The organism is Flavihumibacter sp. CACIAM 22H1 (assembly GCF_001601815.1).
Taxonomy (GTDB): domain Bacteria; phylum Bacteroidota; class Bacteroidia; order Chitinophagales; family Chitinophagaceae; genus Flavihumibacter.
Genome location: NZ_LUKG01000040.1, coordinates 19,235 through 35,232, shown reverse-complemented (window position 1 = coordinate 35,232; position 15,998 = coordinate 19,235). Strand labels below are relative to the sequence as shown.

At 42.7% G+C, this 15,998-nt stretch carries 7 protein-coding genes; all 7 read left to right on the top strand.

What is annotated here, in order from left to right; genetic code table 11:
* The coding region (locus tag A1D16_RS12315; protein ID WP_290709880.1) for an ABC transporter permease at positions 1-2,405 on the top strand (2,405 nt) is incomplete at its 5' end.
* A gap of 9 nt (positions 2,406-2,414) precedes the next feature.
* The gene (locus A1D16_RS12310; protein ID WP_290709878.1) at positions 2,415-4,775 is read left to right on the top strand and encodes an ABC transporter permease; all 2,361 of its coding nucleotides are present in this window, start codon (positions 2,415-2,417) and stop codon (positions 4,773-4,775) included.
* Between the two features lie 9 nt (positions 4,776-4,784).
* Positions 4,785-7,220 carry an ABC transporter permease gene (locus A1D16_RS12305; protein ID WP_290709876.1) on the top strand — a complete coding sequence of 812 codons (2,436 nt, stop codon included), beginning with the start codon at positions 4,785-4,787 and terminating at the stop codon, positions 7,218-7,220.
* A gap of 5 nt (positions 7,221-7,225) precedes the next feature.
* Positions 7,226-9,652, top strand: coding sequence for an ABC transporter permease (locus A1D16_RS12300; RefSeq protein WP_290709874.1), 2,427 nt, complete (start codon positions 7,226-7,228; stop codon positions 9,650-9,652).
* Positions 9,653-9,703: 51 nt separating this feature from the next.
* Entirely contained in the window at positions 9,704-12,127 is a 2,424-nt protein-coding gene (locus tag A1D16_RS12295) for an ABC transporter permease (protein WP_290709872.1), read from the top strand.
* Positions 12,128-12,137: 10 nt separating this feature from the next.
* Entirely contained in the window at positions 12,138-14,597 is a 2,460-nt protein-coding gene (locus A1D16_RS12290) for an ABC transporter permease (protein ID WP_290709870.1), read from the top strand.
* Positions 14,598-14,607: 10 nt separating this feature from the next.
* A partial coding sequence (locus A1D16_RS12285) for an ABC transporter permease (RefSeq protein WP_290709868.1) occupies positions 14,608-15,998 on the top strand: 1,391 nt, incomplete at its 3' end.

Below are 15,998 nucleotides of genomic sequence, written 5' to 3'. Positions count from 1 at the left end.
CGTATCGCAGTCTGCTGAAAAATAAATTTTTCACCACTTTAAACATAGTAGGGCTGGCGGCCGGGCTTACTTGTTTCTTATTGATTGCCTTATACGTGACCAATGAGCTGGGATACGATCGTCATAACGAAAAAGCCGCTAACATTTACCGGATTAATACCGATATTATAATGGGCGGAACTGAACTCAAAATGTCGGTAGCCGCTGACCCGATGGGCGAAATCCTTAAAAAGGACTATCCCGAGGTGGAAGACTATACCAGGATTTACACCAGCGCAGGAGCCAAACTCATAAAAAAAGGAAACAGTTTCCTTACTGAAAACAAGGTGGCCCATGTAGATTCGTCTTATTTCAAAGTCTTTTCCGCCAAATTAATTGCAGGTGATTTAACTAAAGCCCTTACAGCACCCAACACCGTTGTACTTACACGGTCAATGGCACTCAAATATTTCGGCTCCGTAAATGTTCTGGGAAAAACTTTAGAAACCAACGATGCTGGCAAAACCCTTTACAAGATCACCGGAATTATTGAAGATATTCCCCGGCAAGCGCATTACCGGCCCGATTTTCTTTTTTCGATGCACACAGCCCCCTACAAATTCGGACAGATACTGAGCCATAATTTTCAAACCTACCTACTGTTGAAGCAGGGCACCAACCCCGCTGTAATGGAAGGAAAGCTGCAGGATTACATAGTACGCCATGTTTTACCTGCCGCCAAACAGGTGATGAGCATAACCAGCCTGGAAGAATTCGAAAAAGCCGGCAACAAAATTCGTTATAGCCTAATTCCGCTAACAGCCATTCATTTATACTCCAATCGGTTTCCTGAACTTGCGGTAAATGGAAACATACAATATGTATATATTTTTTCTGCGATAGCCATTTTCATTTTGCTGATCGCATGTATCAATTTTATGAACCTCTCAACTGCCAGGTCAGCAAACAGGGCGCGGGAAGTTGGTATCCGGAAGGTATTGGGATCGGAAAAAACAGCGCTGGTAAAACAATTTCTGACAGAATCCATCCTTCTCGCCTATATGGCCATTTTGCTGGCCCTTATTGCCGCCGCTTTATTGCTACCCATTTTCAACCAGATTTCCGGAAAAGAATTTGAGTTAAATCACCTGTTTAACCCATTTTTTATAGTCCTGTTATGCCTGCTTCCCCTCCTGGTAGGAATGATTGCCGGAATTTACCCCGCTTTTTTCTTATCCTCTTTTCAGCCCTTACAGGTGCTAAAATCAAAATTCAGCACCGGACACACAAAAGGCGGTCTCAGAAGCACATTGGTAGTAATTCAGTTTGTGACCTCCATCGTGCTGATTGTGGGAACACTTGTCATCTATCGCCAGTTGAACTACATACAAACCCGGAACATCGGCTTCAATAAAGACCAGGTGCTTGTTATCAATAACACTTTTGCATTGGGGGCTCAAAAGGAAGGGTTTAGAAATGAAATTCTGAAACTATCAGGTGTAGCGGGAAGTACCAATAGCGGTTTTCTTCCCGTAGCCGGAAGTTCCAGAAACGATCGCACCTTCTCTACCCTGGCGGCTGTAACCTCCAGCTCAGGTTTAAACTCCCAGGTTTGGGGAATAGACGAAAACTATATTCCACTATTAGGGATGGAAATGAAATATGGCAGAAATTTCTCCAAAGAATTCAGAACAGACTCCTCTGCCATCATCATAAATGAAACCGTGGCTGCCTTAATGGGCACCGAAAACCCGATTGGTCAAAAACTATATGCCGGAAATGATGAAGGAAACACCACTGCTTACACCATTATAGGTGTGGTTAAAAACTTTCATTTTGAATCTTTGAAACAGGAAATCGGACCGCTTATTTTCTGGATGGAGCCAGCTGATTATGCCATGGCATTTAAAGTTAGTACGGCCAGTATTCAGCCACTGCTTACTCACATCGAAAAAACCTGGAATAAAATGGCACCGCAAATGCCGTTTGAATACAGCTTTTTAGATGAATCCTTTTCAAACATGTATGACGCGGAAAACAGGGTAGGCCAACTAGCCATCAGTTTTGCCATTTTAACGATACTGATTGCCTGTTTGGGTTTATTCGGCCTTGCTGCCTTCATGGCTGAGCAGAGAACTAAAGAAATTGGGGTACGTAAAGTACTGGGTGCATCTGTGCAAAGTATAATGCGCCTGCTTACCCTTGACTTTATAAAACTGGTGGGTATAGCAGCGCTGATTGCATTTCCGATAGCCTGGTATGCCATGCATAAATGGCTTGAAAATTTTGCCTTCAAAACCTCCATTGGCTGGTGGATTTTTCTGGTGGCTGGTGGCATTGCGGTTCTTATTGCCCTGTTAACGGTAGGTGGTCAGGCACTAAAAGCCGCCATTACCAATCCGATAAAAAGTTTACGTTCCGAATAAATTGATTCTATGCTGTTCAATTATTTTAAAATCGCCTTTCGAAATCTTGGAAAAAATAAAGCCTTTTCCGCTATTAACATACTTGGACTGGCAGTTGGCATGGCTTCTGCCATCCTGATTTTTCTTTGGATAGCACACGAAATCAGCTATGACCGGTTTCATGCAAAAAAAGACAGGATTTATGAAGCCTGGAATAAAGGCAATTTTAATGGCAAGGTGTCCTGTTGGAATACCACCCCTAAAATTCTGGCGAAAGCCCTGCAATCCGATATTCCGGAAATTGAAACCACTACAAGAGTGAACTGGTCAGATGCTTATCTCACCAAATACGGCGATAAGACCATCATGATGAATGCCTCGGTGGTGGATTCAACCTTTCTCCAGGTATTCAGTTTTCCCGTTCTTAAAGGAGATTCCGCCACAGCATTGATGCATCCTACGGGGGTCGTGTTGAGTGCAACAACTGCCGAAAAACTATTCGGCAACAATAATCCAATAGGACAAATTATTGAACTGAACGAAACCTATCAATTAACAGTTACTGCCGTGGTGCAGGATGCCCCGAATAATTCCCGTTTTAAATTTGATTGTCTGGTACCCTGGGCTTTTATGCGAAAAATGGGTGGAGATGATGACTATTGGGGAAATAATTCAACCCGTACCTATGCACTTCTTAAACCGGGAACCCGCGTAGAAAATGCCAATGCTAAACTAGTTGATTTTCGCAAAAAATACGACCGCGACGATCCGAAAGGCGGCTTTTTCCTCTATCCGATTGAACGCTGGCGCCTTTATTCGAATTTCACAGATGGTGTAGAAGAAGGCGGGTTAATTGAATACATAAGAATATTCAGCATCGTAGGCGCCATCATCCTGTTGATAGCCTGTATCAATTTCATGAACCTTAGTACAGCTAAAAGCGAACAGCGGGCCAAGGAAGTGGGTATTCGGAAAGTAATTGGTGCAATGCGGCATAATTTGATGGGGCAATTCCTGGGAGAGTCGATACTGATCGCATTTTTTGCCGGCTTACTTTCCATCCTGATTGTGCAACTTACGCTGCCGGCCTTCAATAGCTTTACCGGCAAAATTGTTCACCTGAATTATTCCAGCATATCGGCCTGGAGCTTATGGCTGGGCTTTATTATAGTAACCGGTCTTATTGCCGGCAGTTATCCTGCATTTTTTTTGTCGGGGTTTCAACCTACCAAAGTTTTGAAAGGAAGTTTCAAAAAAGCGCAGGCTGCCATCAATCCCAGAAAAATACTGGTGGTACTACAATTCACCTTTGCCATAATTCTGATTATAAGTACGCTGGTAATTAATAAACAGCTATCACATGCACGTAACCGCAACAACGGTTATAATAAAGACCAACTGGTTTATTATTTTATGACCGGCTCTACCGAGAAGAATTATGACCTCATCAAAAACGAATTGTTATCTTCTGGAACTGCTACTTCAGTTACAAAAACCAGCGCTCCGCTCACAGAAGGCTGGAGTAATACCTGGGGAATCAGCTGGAAAGGCAAACAACCCAATGACCGAACCTTATTCGACCGCTTCTGCGCAGATCAGCAATTTATTACAACAGCCGGCCTGGAACTGGTAAAAGGCCGGGATATGGATCTGGCAGTTTATCCGACAGACTCAATGGCCATGCTGCTAAATGAATCAGCGGTAACAGCAATGGGTTTTAAAGACCCAATCGGTCAGGTTATCCAGGATAATGGTCGTGAATGGACCGTAATTGGAGTTTTTAAGGATTTTATTATGCATTCTCCCTTTGCCAAAACAGAACCTATGTTTATCCAGGGAGCAAAAGGATGGTTTAATGTAATTCATTTCAGGCTTAACCCGGCCAATACAGTAAGTGCAAACCTTAAAAAAGCAGAAACAATATTCAAAAAATTCAACCCCAGTTATCCGTTTGACTACACGTTTGTAGATCAGGCCTACGCCGCCAAATTCGAAGAAGAAGGAAAGATGGGTTCGCTGGCAGCCTTATTTGCCGGGTTAACCATCTTTATCTCCTGCATGGGTTTGTTTGGACTAGCAACCTATATGGCTGCTACCCGGTTTAAAGAAATCGGTATCCGTAAGGTATTAGGCGCTTCCGTAGCCTCTATCAGTACGTTGTTATCGAAAGATTTTCTAAAGCTGGTGCTGATATCATTTATTATAGCAAGTCCGGTAGCCTGGTTCCTCATGAATAAATGGCTGCAAACTTATGCTTACAAAACCAGCATTGATGGTTGGGTATTTTTATCAACCGGCCTGTTAAGTATGCTTATTGCAGTTCTAACCACCAGTATCCAGGCCATTAAAGCGGCCCTTTCCAACCCTGTTAAAAGTTTGAAATCAGAATAAATCATAGTTATGATTAAGAATTATTTCACCATCGCCCTTAGAAATATCCGAAGATATGGAACACATTCCCTGCTCAATATAACCGGCCTGGCTATAGCACTTGCTGCCTGCCTTGTAATATTCCTCGTTTTACAGCATGAAAAAAGTTACGACCAATACCATAGCAATGTCAGCAGGGTTTTCCAGGTAGTTAAAAAAGAAGTGAAAGATGGCAATGAAGAATTCTATTCCGGCATTGCTTTCCCGGCAAAAAAAGCCCTGAGCAATGATTTCCCCCAGGTAACTTTTACGGAGTTTTTTGTGTCCAATGGCTCGCAAATAACCGTGCTGGATCAGGAAAACAACTCCACGAATCAAAAATTCATTGAAGAAAATGGTATTTTCTTTAGTGAATCGGTATTCGACCAATTCTTTGATGTAAACTGGATTGCCGGTAAACCGGACGTACTTTCCCAGCCTGGGATGGTTGCCCTTTCGAGATCCAAAGCTGAAAAATATTTTGGATCCGTTCAGCAAGCAATGGGAAGATCCCTATTATTTGATAACCAGATCCGGTTACAGGTAGCTGCCGTATTTAAGGATCCCCCGGGTAATACTGATTTCAATTTCCAGATCGTTCCCTCTTACCAAACATTTTTATCGAATCCGGGTGTATGGGGATTTGATAAAGAAATTGACGGATGGGGTCTTTCAACTTCCAACCACCAGGTTTATGCCTTACTTCCCGCAGGTACAGGTCCGGAACAAATCAATGCCCGTTTAGGTGCCTTCGTAAAAAAATATTATCGCCCCGAGGCCGCAGGAAAAATTTTTCATTCGCTGAATCCTCTTACGGAAATACATTTTGATACCCGGTTTGGAAACAACGGAACGCATGTTACCAGCAAAGCCTCGCTGCGTACTTTATGGCTGATTGGCGTATTAATCCTTTTAATGGCCTGTATCAATTTTGTGAACCTTTCCACGGCGCTGGCCACCAAAAGAAGTAAAGAAATTGGTATCAGAAAAGTAATTGGAGGTACCCGTGCCCAACTCAGAACACAACTAATTACAGAGACATTTTTACTGGTACTGTTCTCCTCCTTTTTTGCCGTACTGCTTGCATGGATAGCCCTGCCCTACCTGAAATACATAACAGATATCCAGAACAAACTGGATCTGGTGAACTCCGGAAGCATGCTTTTTTTAACCCTGGTAATTTTACTGACCAGTTTGTTATCAGGCTTCTATCCTGCGTTTGTATTAAGTAATTTCAAACCAATTGCCGCCATCAAAAATAAAATCAATAACAGTTCCTTTGCGGGTTTATCACTTCGAAGAATTCTTGTGGTATTACAGTTTTCTTTCTCCCAGTTATTAGTAATTGCCACCATTATTGCCATTACACAAATGAGTTTCATCCGCAATGCAGATCTCGGATTCAATAAAGAGGCAACGCTGCTGCTTACCGGCAACAGCGACAGTACCACCATTGCACGCCAGGCTGCTTTCCGTGCTGAACTAAAAAAACTTCCGGAAGTACAACAGGTTTCTTTTTCGTTCGACGCGCCGTCCAGCGACAATAACTGGACCTCCAATTTTGCATTTGATCACAAAACAGAAGACCAGCCCTTTGATGCCCATATTAAAATGGCCGATGAAGCCTATGCTGAAACTTTTGGACTCAGGTTGCTGGCAGGTGCATTTTACAAAGATGCCGACTCCGTTCAAAAAGTGGTTATTAATGAAACCATGTCTAAAAAACTGGGCATGAAAAATCCCGAAGAAGCCGTCGGTAAAACAATCAGACTGGGTGCACAGGATTGGCTGCCTATTGTGGGGGTGGTAAAAGATTTCAAAAATAATTCCTTAAGAGAAACCGTAAAACCTACCATTATCTTTCGTACCAGAAACAGGGCCAGTACCTACATGAGTCAGACAAATATTAAACTACAGACCAATAATCCGGGTAAAGCACTGGCAAAAATTGAGCAGCTTTGGAATACTCATTATCCGGAATATGCTTTTAGTGCAAGTTTCCTGGATGAAGCCATTAATGATTTTTATCAGCAGGAAGAACGGTTGAGCCGGCTCTATAAAGTATTTGCTATCCTGGCCATCATTATTTCTAGCCTCGGCTTATATGGGCTTATCTCTTTTATGGCAATTCAGAAAACAAAAGAAGTAGGTATCCGCAAAGTGCTGGGTGCATCTGTCGGAAATATTGTATTGCTTTTTTCAAAGGAGTTTACTATCCTGATCCTGGTTGCATTTGCACTGGCCGCGCCAATAGCCTGGTATCTGATGAGTTCCTGGCTACAGAATTTTGTGTTTAAAATCACCATAGGATGGTGGATTTTCGCCCTCGCCATCCTTACCAGTATTTTAATTGCCTGGGCTACTGTAGGATATAAAGCCGTTCGGGCAGCCCTTGCAAACCCTGTCACCAGCCTTAAAACCGAATAAACACCATGATGCGTAATAACATTATACTGGCATTCAGGAATATAACCAGGAATAAAGCATACAGCCTCCTGAATATTGCAGGTATAGGCCTGGGAACAGCTGCCTTTTTGCTGATACTACAGTTTATCAGCATGGAAAAAAGCTATAATGGTTTTCACCAAAACCTGGGTCAGCTACACCGCCTGGTATATACCAGTGCGGATGGAAATTCCTGGCCGGAAATGGAACCCGGTATGGGGCCGCTTATTAAAGAAAAGTTTGCGCAGGTCCAGGATTTTTGCCGGTATGAATCTGGTATTGCACAAGGTGTTGTAAAAATCAATACGCCCGAGGCAGACCCTTTCCGGGAAACAGGTATTGGCTATGCAGATGGAAATTTCTTTCGTTTCTTCAGTTTCCCGGTACTGGCCGGTAACGCCTCCGACTTTGACCAGCCTTTCACTGTTTTCCTCTCCAAATTAACCGCTGAAAAATACTTCGGAGCTACAAACCCCATCGGACAATCCGTGCTTTTGTACAACCAGTTTGGAGAGGGTGCTTTCCGCGTAGTGGGCGTATTTGAAACCCTTCCCAATTCGGATATCCGGTATGATATGGTGTTTTCACTCTCTACATTGGCCATTCCATCGTATGTGAAAGACAATGATTGGGCGTCTATCAACAATCTATCTTCACAATATATCCAAACCATGGTAAAATTGGCGCCGGGTACGGCGTTGTCACCACTGGAAAATCAGATGAATCAACTGCGGCATACTAAAATTCCGGAGCAGGATGGTGTAGAACTGCATTTGCAAAAAATGGCAGCAATGCATTTGCCGCAATCACTAAGTGATCCGTTTCCAAGTTTCGGAAATTTAAAATATGTGTATGTACTTGGGCTGGTAGCCATGCTGATAGTGTTCATGGCCTGGTTTAATTACGTAAATCTTTCCACAGCACAGGCATTGAAACGGGCCAGTGAAATAGGCATACGAAAAATTATCGGGGCCAGCCGGGCTTCGCTGATACAATTGTACCTGACAGAATCTTTACTAATGAACCTGCTGGGATGTTCTTTAGCGTTGTTACTGGTAGTGCTTTTGCAACCGGTTTTCAATCAGCTTATCCAACAGGAACTGGCACTCTCTTCCATTCAATGGAACAGCATAACCCTGGCAGGGATAGCTATACTGTTCTGCGGCGCCTTTTTTTCCGGCTGGTACACCGCATTGGTTATAACCAGGTACCAGCCCCTTGCCGTACTAAAAAACAAGGCTACCGGAACGGGCAAATCATCCGGCATCCGAAAATACCTGGTGGTAGCACAATTTGCGATATCCATCGGATTGGTGTTATCTACTTTTATTATTTATCGCCAGCTGCAATTCATGCAGGATAGTTCACTCGGCATATCCATTGATAAACTCCTGGTTGTAAGAGGTCCTTCTGTAGGAAAAGACAGTAGTTATGCCAATCGTCAATCCGCCTTTGTATCGGGGTTGGAAGCCAATCCACAGGTAAAGCAATTTTCCCTTACCGGCTCAATTCCCGGATCCTATTATAATTTTCGCACAGCAGGTTTTTCTCAGCCTGGTTCTGTTAAAGGGGTTGAACAAAAATCCTTTGCTTTTGCCATAGTTGATCACCGCTATCTACCAACCTATTCCATTCAATTAGTTGCAGGAAGAAATTTTACGCCTGCCGAAGCAGCTGTAGAATGGAACCAGAATGATAAAGTACTGCTGAATGAAAGGGCTATTACAGAACTCGGGTTTAAATCACCCGAAGAGGCGGTATCCACCAGAATTACCTGGGACGAACGTAGTTTGCAGATTCTAGGAGTAGTTAAAAACTATCACCATACCGGCTTACAAAATGCCATTGACCCGATAATATTTTATCCGCAAATCAACAATGTTTATTATTCTATCCGCTTGGGACCCGGTGACGTAAAACAGCAAATGGCAAGAGTAGAAACCTTATTCAAAGAAAGTTTTCCCAACAACCCGTTTGAATACTTTTTTGCAGATGAACAATTTAACCGCCAATACCTCACAGAAGCAAAGTACGGCGCTTTATTTACCACCGCCTCTGTATGGGCTATCCTGATTGCCTGCCTGGGCTTATTTGGCCTTACTACCTATTCCATACGGGCAAGAACCAGAGAAATAGGAATCCGCAAAGTCTTGGGGGCCTCCGTGGCAGACATCACCCGTTTATTATCGTTGGACTTTGTAAAGCTGGTGCTGGTAGCCGGATTGATAGCCTGCCCCATTGCCTGGTGGGCCATGCAAAACTGGTTAACAAATTTTGCTTATAAAATTTCTATTCCCTGGTGGTTACTACCCGCAGCGGTATTGGTTGCCTTATTTATTGCCGTAGCAACGATCAGTATACAAACAATCAAAACAGCGCTGTCTAATCCCATTAAAGCATTAAAAACCGACTAACCCTTGCGGGAAGGGTGCCACACAACTGGTAAAAATCATAACACAGAAACTATGTTTAAAAACTATTTGAAACTGGCCTACCGGAATATTATTCGGCATAAAGGGTATGCCGCTATCAATATTTTAGGATTATCTATCGGAATTGCAGCCTGCCTGCTGATTCTGCAGTATGTGGCCTATGAGCTGAGTTATGAAGACATGATCGAAAACAGGGAATCTATCTACCGGGTAAACCAGGATCGGTACGATAATGGCAAACTAAGTACACAGTGGGCATCCGGCGCTTTTGCGGTAGGAAACAGTTTTAAAGAAGCCTTCCCTGAAATACAAGCCTATGTAAAAATTGTTCCGGAAGAAAATTCGCTGGTTATTACCAATTCAGACAACCCAATCAAAATAGAATTACCCTATTTTGTTTCAGAAGATTTTTTCAACGTTTTTTCCTATCCTCTGCTCAAAGGAAATAAAACAACTGTTTTAAAAGAACCATTTACCGCTGCCCTATCGGCAACGCTGGCTCAAAAAATATTTGGCAATAAAAATCCTATTGGTGAATCTATACAGGTTAATAAAAATCACCAGTATAAGGTTACCGGGGTATTTGAAGATTTTCCCGCGAACAGTCATATGGGTTCGGATCTTTTGTTATCGTACCAGTCATTTTTGCAAATCCAGGCTGCTTATGAAAATAACCCGGAAACTGCTTGGTTATGGGATGGTTGTATTACTTATCTACAACTAAAACCAGGAACAAATGCTGCATTGCTTGAGAAAAAATTTCCTGGTGTGGTGGATGCTGCAGTCGGAAAAGAGCTGAAATCCTTTAATGCCTCAGTTACCTATCTTCTACAACCAATCAGTCAAATACACCTTAACTCTAATCGAATTGGCGAAGCCCGTCCAACTGGAAACAGCAAAACAGTATATTTATTATTGGGTATTTCTCTTTTTATAATCGTCATTGCCTGGATCAACTATATCAACCTTGCCACAGCAAGGTCTATCAACCGGGCCAAAGAAGTGGGTATCCGAAAAGTCGTTGGTTCCAATCGTGCTGACCTTATCCAGCAATTCCTGCTGGAGTCAGCCCTGATGAATGCCTTGTCGATCGGAATTGCCTTCCTCCTTATTTTATTGTTCCTGCCTGTTTTTAACTATAGCACCAACCAGCAACTCTCCTTCTCCGAATTAAACTTTCCGGTGTTTTGGATCGTTTTAGGTTTTCTGTTTGTAGCCGGCAGTTTGCTTTCGGGTATCTATCCAGCACTGGTTTTATCCGGTTTTAAGCCCATCAAAGTACTCAAAGGAAAAATGTCAGGCAGTTCCCAGGGTATACTTTTAAGAAAAGGACTGGTAGTCTTCCAGTTTTCTGCTTCGCTTTTTTTGTTGATCGGAACCGTAATCGTACAGAAGCAGATCAGTTTTATGAAAAGCCAGGAAATTGGGCTGAATATCGAACAAACGCTGGTGCTTAAAAGGCCCATGGTTGTACGTGACAGTATTTATGCAATTGCACAATCCAGTTTTAAACAGGAATTATCCAAATTACCGGCCGTTAGAGGCATTGCCGTTTCTAACTCCATCCCCGGTGAACCGGTGAACCAGAATGCGGGCGGAATCCGGTTAATTACCGAACCAGAATCCAAACAGAATCAATACCGAATCATTTCAATGGATTATGATTACCCTACCCTGTACGGGCTCCAATTAATTGCAGGAAATTCTTTTTCGCAGGAAAGAGGGAGTTCCGGTAAACCAGTATTGTTCAACCAAACGGGCATCAAACAATTAGGATTCAACAACCCGAAGGATGCCATCGGCAAACAAATCTTCTTCTGGGGAGATACGATGCGGATAGACGGCGTAGTGGCAGATTTCCACCAACAATCCCTTCAGTCGAATTTTGAGCCATTAATTCTTGTACTAAGACCCGATACCAGGGGATATATGTCCATACGGTTACAAACCCAGGATCTGAAATCTACCCTATCCGCTATTGAACAAAAATGGAAAAGTTATTTTCCCGGCAATCAATTGGAATATTTTTTCCTGGATGCCCATTTTGATGCACAGTATAAAGCAGATAATCAATTTGCACTTATCTTCAGCATCTTTACGTTCTTAGCCATTTTTGTGGCCTGCATGGGGCTTTTCGGACTCGCCTCCTACCTTACCATTCAACGAACAAAAGAAATAGGTATCCGTAAAGTATTAGGAGCCTCCGTACAACAAATCATTTTCCTATTTTACAAAGAGCTGGGACTAATGGTTGCTCTTTCCTTTGTACTAGCTGTTCCGTTGGCTTTTATAGCGGGGAAAAAATGGTTGCAAAGCTTTGCTTTTCAAACCAGCCTGAGCTGGTTTGTATTTGTTATTCCTTTTGTACTTATTGTATTGATTGGCCTGATAACCATCAGCTATCAAACCATTAAAGCAAGCCTTCGGAACCCTGCCCTATCTCTAAGAACAGAATAATACCAGTAGAATGATTCAGAATTATTTAATCATAGCAATTCGGAATATCTGGAAACGGAAAGTATTCAACGCCATAAATGTTGTTGGTCTGGCCATCGGAATCAGTGCAGCACTTGTAATTTATCTCCTGGTACAGTATGATGCTAAATTTGAACAATTTCATCCCGATAAAGACCGGCTTTACCGGATGGTTAGCCATATTAGTTTTACAGATCTTGAAATTGATAACTCAGGTGTACCCTTCCCCACTGCCACTGCTGTCCGCAATGACCTGCCGCAAGTCGAATTGGCCACCCAGTTTCTGCTGGCAAATGAACAATCCATCCGCATACCAGTTGCCGGTTCCGACCCGATTACGATAAAAAAACAAAAAGACATTGTCTATGCTGATTCGATGTATTTCTCGTTGTTTTCCTATCAATGGCTAGCCGGTTCAAAAGAAAAAAACCTGAAACAGCCATTCCAAACAGTTCTTACGGAAAGCAGGGCCGCCCTTTATTTTCCAGGAATCCCTTATCACCAACTAATAGGAAAAGAAATAATTTACAGTGATTCCATCCGGTGCAGCATTTCCGGAATCGTTAAGGAACTGAACCCCTATACCGATCTAACTTTCAAAGAGTTTATATCGTTGCCGACTATATTTGTTACCGACCTTAAAAGGCAATATTCAACCGAACAATGGGGGAGTATCAATTCAAGCTCGCAGTTATTCCTTAAACTGGCTAAAAATGAGTTGCCCCAAAAAGTAGAAAAGCAACTGGTGCTGCTTCGTGATAAATACAGGAATAATTTAAAAGAAGAACCGAAGGACGCCATTACACAGCTATTGCAGCCGATCACCTCCATTCATTACAATACCCAGTTCGAAGCTTATGGCAACCGGAAAGCAAACCGGAAACAGGAAGCAGGCCTATTGGCCATCGCCGGCTTTCTGCTTGTGCTGGGCGCAATCAATTACATAAACCTAAGTACCGCCCAGGCCAGCGATCGGGCAAAAGAAATCGGCATCCGAAAAACACTGGGAAGCAACAAATTTCAAATTCAGAAACAATTTCTGGCAGAAACTTTTTTAATAACCCTTTCCGCAGCATTGTTATCGATCCTGCTTACCCCCTGGTTATTGGAAAGCTTCGATGAATTTATACCCAAATCGCTGTCGGTACTTGAACTGTTACAACCCCATGTACTTCTTTTTTTAGGATTGATGGTGCTGGCGCTTTCGTTCCTGGCCGGGTATTATCCTGCAATACTCCTGTCCCGCTTACAACCCGTTGCCGTTCTTAAACAAACCATTAAATTTTCAGGAGGACATGCGGGTAAGGCCTGGTTAAGAAAATCTCTCACAATTGCACAGTTCGGAATTGCCTGCTTTTTTCTACTGGCAACATTTATCGTAGGCAAGCAAATTTATTTTTCCTTAAACAAAGAGCTTGGTTTCAAAAAAGAGGCTATCGTGCATTTTTCTCTTCCCTGGGATTTTTTCTCTGATAAAGAAGATAACCGGCGTTTTATACTGCAACAAGAACTCAGTCAATTACCGGGTATCGTAAAAGTGAGTCTGGCTAATGATGCACCCGCATCCGGTTCCACTTCCACCACCGATATGGATTTCCTGGTAAACGGAGCAAAAAAAACAACCATGATTGAAGTGAAGCGTGCAGACAGTGCTTATTTTGACCTGTACGGCATGCAGTTGGTGGCTGGCAGAACCTTACGAAACAACGATACTACCAGGGAATATGTGATTAATCAGACTTTTGCCAAACTGCTTGGATTTGACGATCCGAAGCAAGCAATCGGCATCTTGCTGAACCAAAGCAATCCTAAGCCTGTTGTAGGAGTTCTAAAAGATTTTCATCCGAGAAGTACACATGAGTCCATAAAGCCGCTGGCCTATTCTTCCGAGCTCAAATACTGTTATAGTTTACATCTTGCATTAGCCAACGGTAAAGGGCAGTCCGCCAATTGGCCGGCGACATTGAAACAGGTAGAAAAAGCCTACAGCTCAATTTATCCGGAAGAAGAATTCAGTTATAAATTTTTTGATGAATCAGTGGCTGAACTCTATAAAACCGAACAACATACCCTTAGCCTTTTAAAATGGGCAGCCGGCCTTTGCATATTCATCAGTGCATTAGGGCTGTTAGGACTGGTAATCTATGCTACCAACAGCAGAACCAAAGAAATTGGTATCCGAAAAGTATTAGGCGCTTCCATTGCCAACCTGGTTTACCTGCTCAGTAAAGATTTTTTGAAACTGGTATTCATTGCATTATTAATTGCGAGTCCACTTACCGTTTTTGTTATGAATAAATGGTTGGAAGAGTATGCTTACCGTACTGAAATAAGTTGGTGGCTGTTTGCGCTGACAGGCGGTATTCTTCTACTTCTTTCGCTGGTCACTATTAGTTTCCGAACCATTAAAGCAGCCAAAGAAAACCCGATTAATAACCTGCGCTCTGAATAATACCATTTTTATGCTGCGTACTTATATCAAAATTGCCTGGAGAACCATTTACAAAAACCCGCTTTTTGCCGGTATCAATATCCTTGGTTTAAGTATCGGTCTCTGTTTTACTTTACTCATCGGAATTTATATCTGGCAGGAAAACAGGGTTAATACAGAACTTCGTAACCTGCCTAATCAATACATTATTCAAAGTCATTGGAAAAAAGAAAACCTGGGCATTGAATTAACCAGCATCGGGGCCCTTCCAAAAGCATTAAAAGAAACTTACCCTCACCTGGTAGAAAACTATTTCAGGTTCGATGGTATCACCGGAATTACGCATGTGAACCAGCGAAATTTTCGATCATCCATTTCTATCGGCGACAGTAGTTTCTTTACCATGTACGGATTTGAGTTACTTCAGGGGAATGCCGCCACCGCTTTTAAACAGCCCAGCTCCGTAGTACTTTCCGAAGAGGCAGCACTGAAATATTTTGGACGTACAGATGTCCTCCAGGAGAGCCTTGAACTCGAAAACTTCAACCGGGTTAAACAGCCGTTCCAGGTAACCGGAGTGCTAAAAACAGCCACCAGAAATTCAGTGACCCAATTGAATGAATCGAACAAAAATGACCTGTTTCTAAGTACCGAAAGCCTGGATTTTTTTGGAAGAAATATGTCCTGGGACAACCCCTTTATTCCATCTTATGTTGAATTGAAAGAAGGCGTTAAGCCCGAAACTGTAGAAGCAGCCATGAATCAATTGATACGGACCCATGCGCCTGCAGCAATTGCTGAAAACCTGGAAGCCTACCTCCTGCCCCTCACTGATTATTACCAATCTGCCAATAACCAGGTAGTACGGCGAACCAACTGGATATTGGGAATGATAGGACTGTTTATTCTGATCATGGCGCTGATCAATTTCATAAACCTTACGATCAGCAGGTCTAATAACCGGTTAAAAGAAGTGGGTCTGCGACATGTTATGGGAAGTAACCGCTGGCAACTTGTAAAACAGTTTTTACTGGAATCTGTTCTGCTGGTAACAATCGCTCTCCTGTTTGCCCTGGTCGGCTATGCTTTGTTGAAAAACAGTTTTTCTGCCATGGTTGGCAAACCAATGCCCTCTTTACAGGCATTAACAACGGGCGCATGGCTACTGATAAGCCTACTGGTACCAGCGATCGGGTGTGTAGCAGGTATTTACCCGGCCTTCTATTTATCGGATATACCCGTAACCAACAGCCTCAAAAAACAACTCAATAGCATTAATCAACATCATTTTATCAGAAAATCACTGGTGGGCATACAGTTTGTAACCGCGGCAGTGGTATTGATTGGTGCGGTTGTTATTAACAAACAGGTCGATTTTTTCTTTTCAAAAGAACTCGGTTTCGATAAAGAACAGGTTTTAAC

Coding starts and splice junctions, on each gene's coding strand:
- A1D16_RS12310 (WP_290709878.1), top strand. CDS start 2,415: ATGCTGTTCAATTATTTTAAAATCGCCTTTCGAAATCTTGGAAAAAAT.
- A1D16_RS12305 (WP_290709876.1), top strand. CDS start 4,785: ATGATTAAGAATTATTTCACCATCGCCCTTAGAAATATCCGAAGATAT.
- A1D16_RS12300 (WP_290709874.1), top strand. CDS start 7,226: ATGATGCGTAATAACATTATACTGGCATTCAGGAATATAACCAGGAAT.
- A1D16_RS12295 (WP_290709872.1), top strand. CDS start 9,704: ATGTTTAAAAACTATTTGAAACTGGCCTACCGGAATATTATTCGGCAT.
- A1D16_RS12290 (WP_290709870.1), top strand. CDS start 12,138: ATGATTCAGAATTATTTAATCATAGCAATTCGGAATATCTGGAAACGG.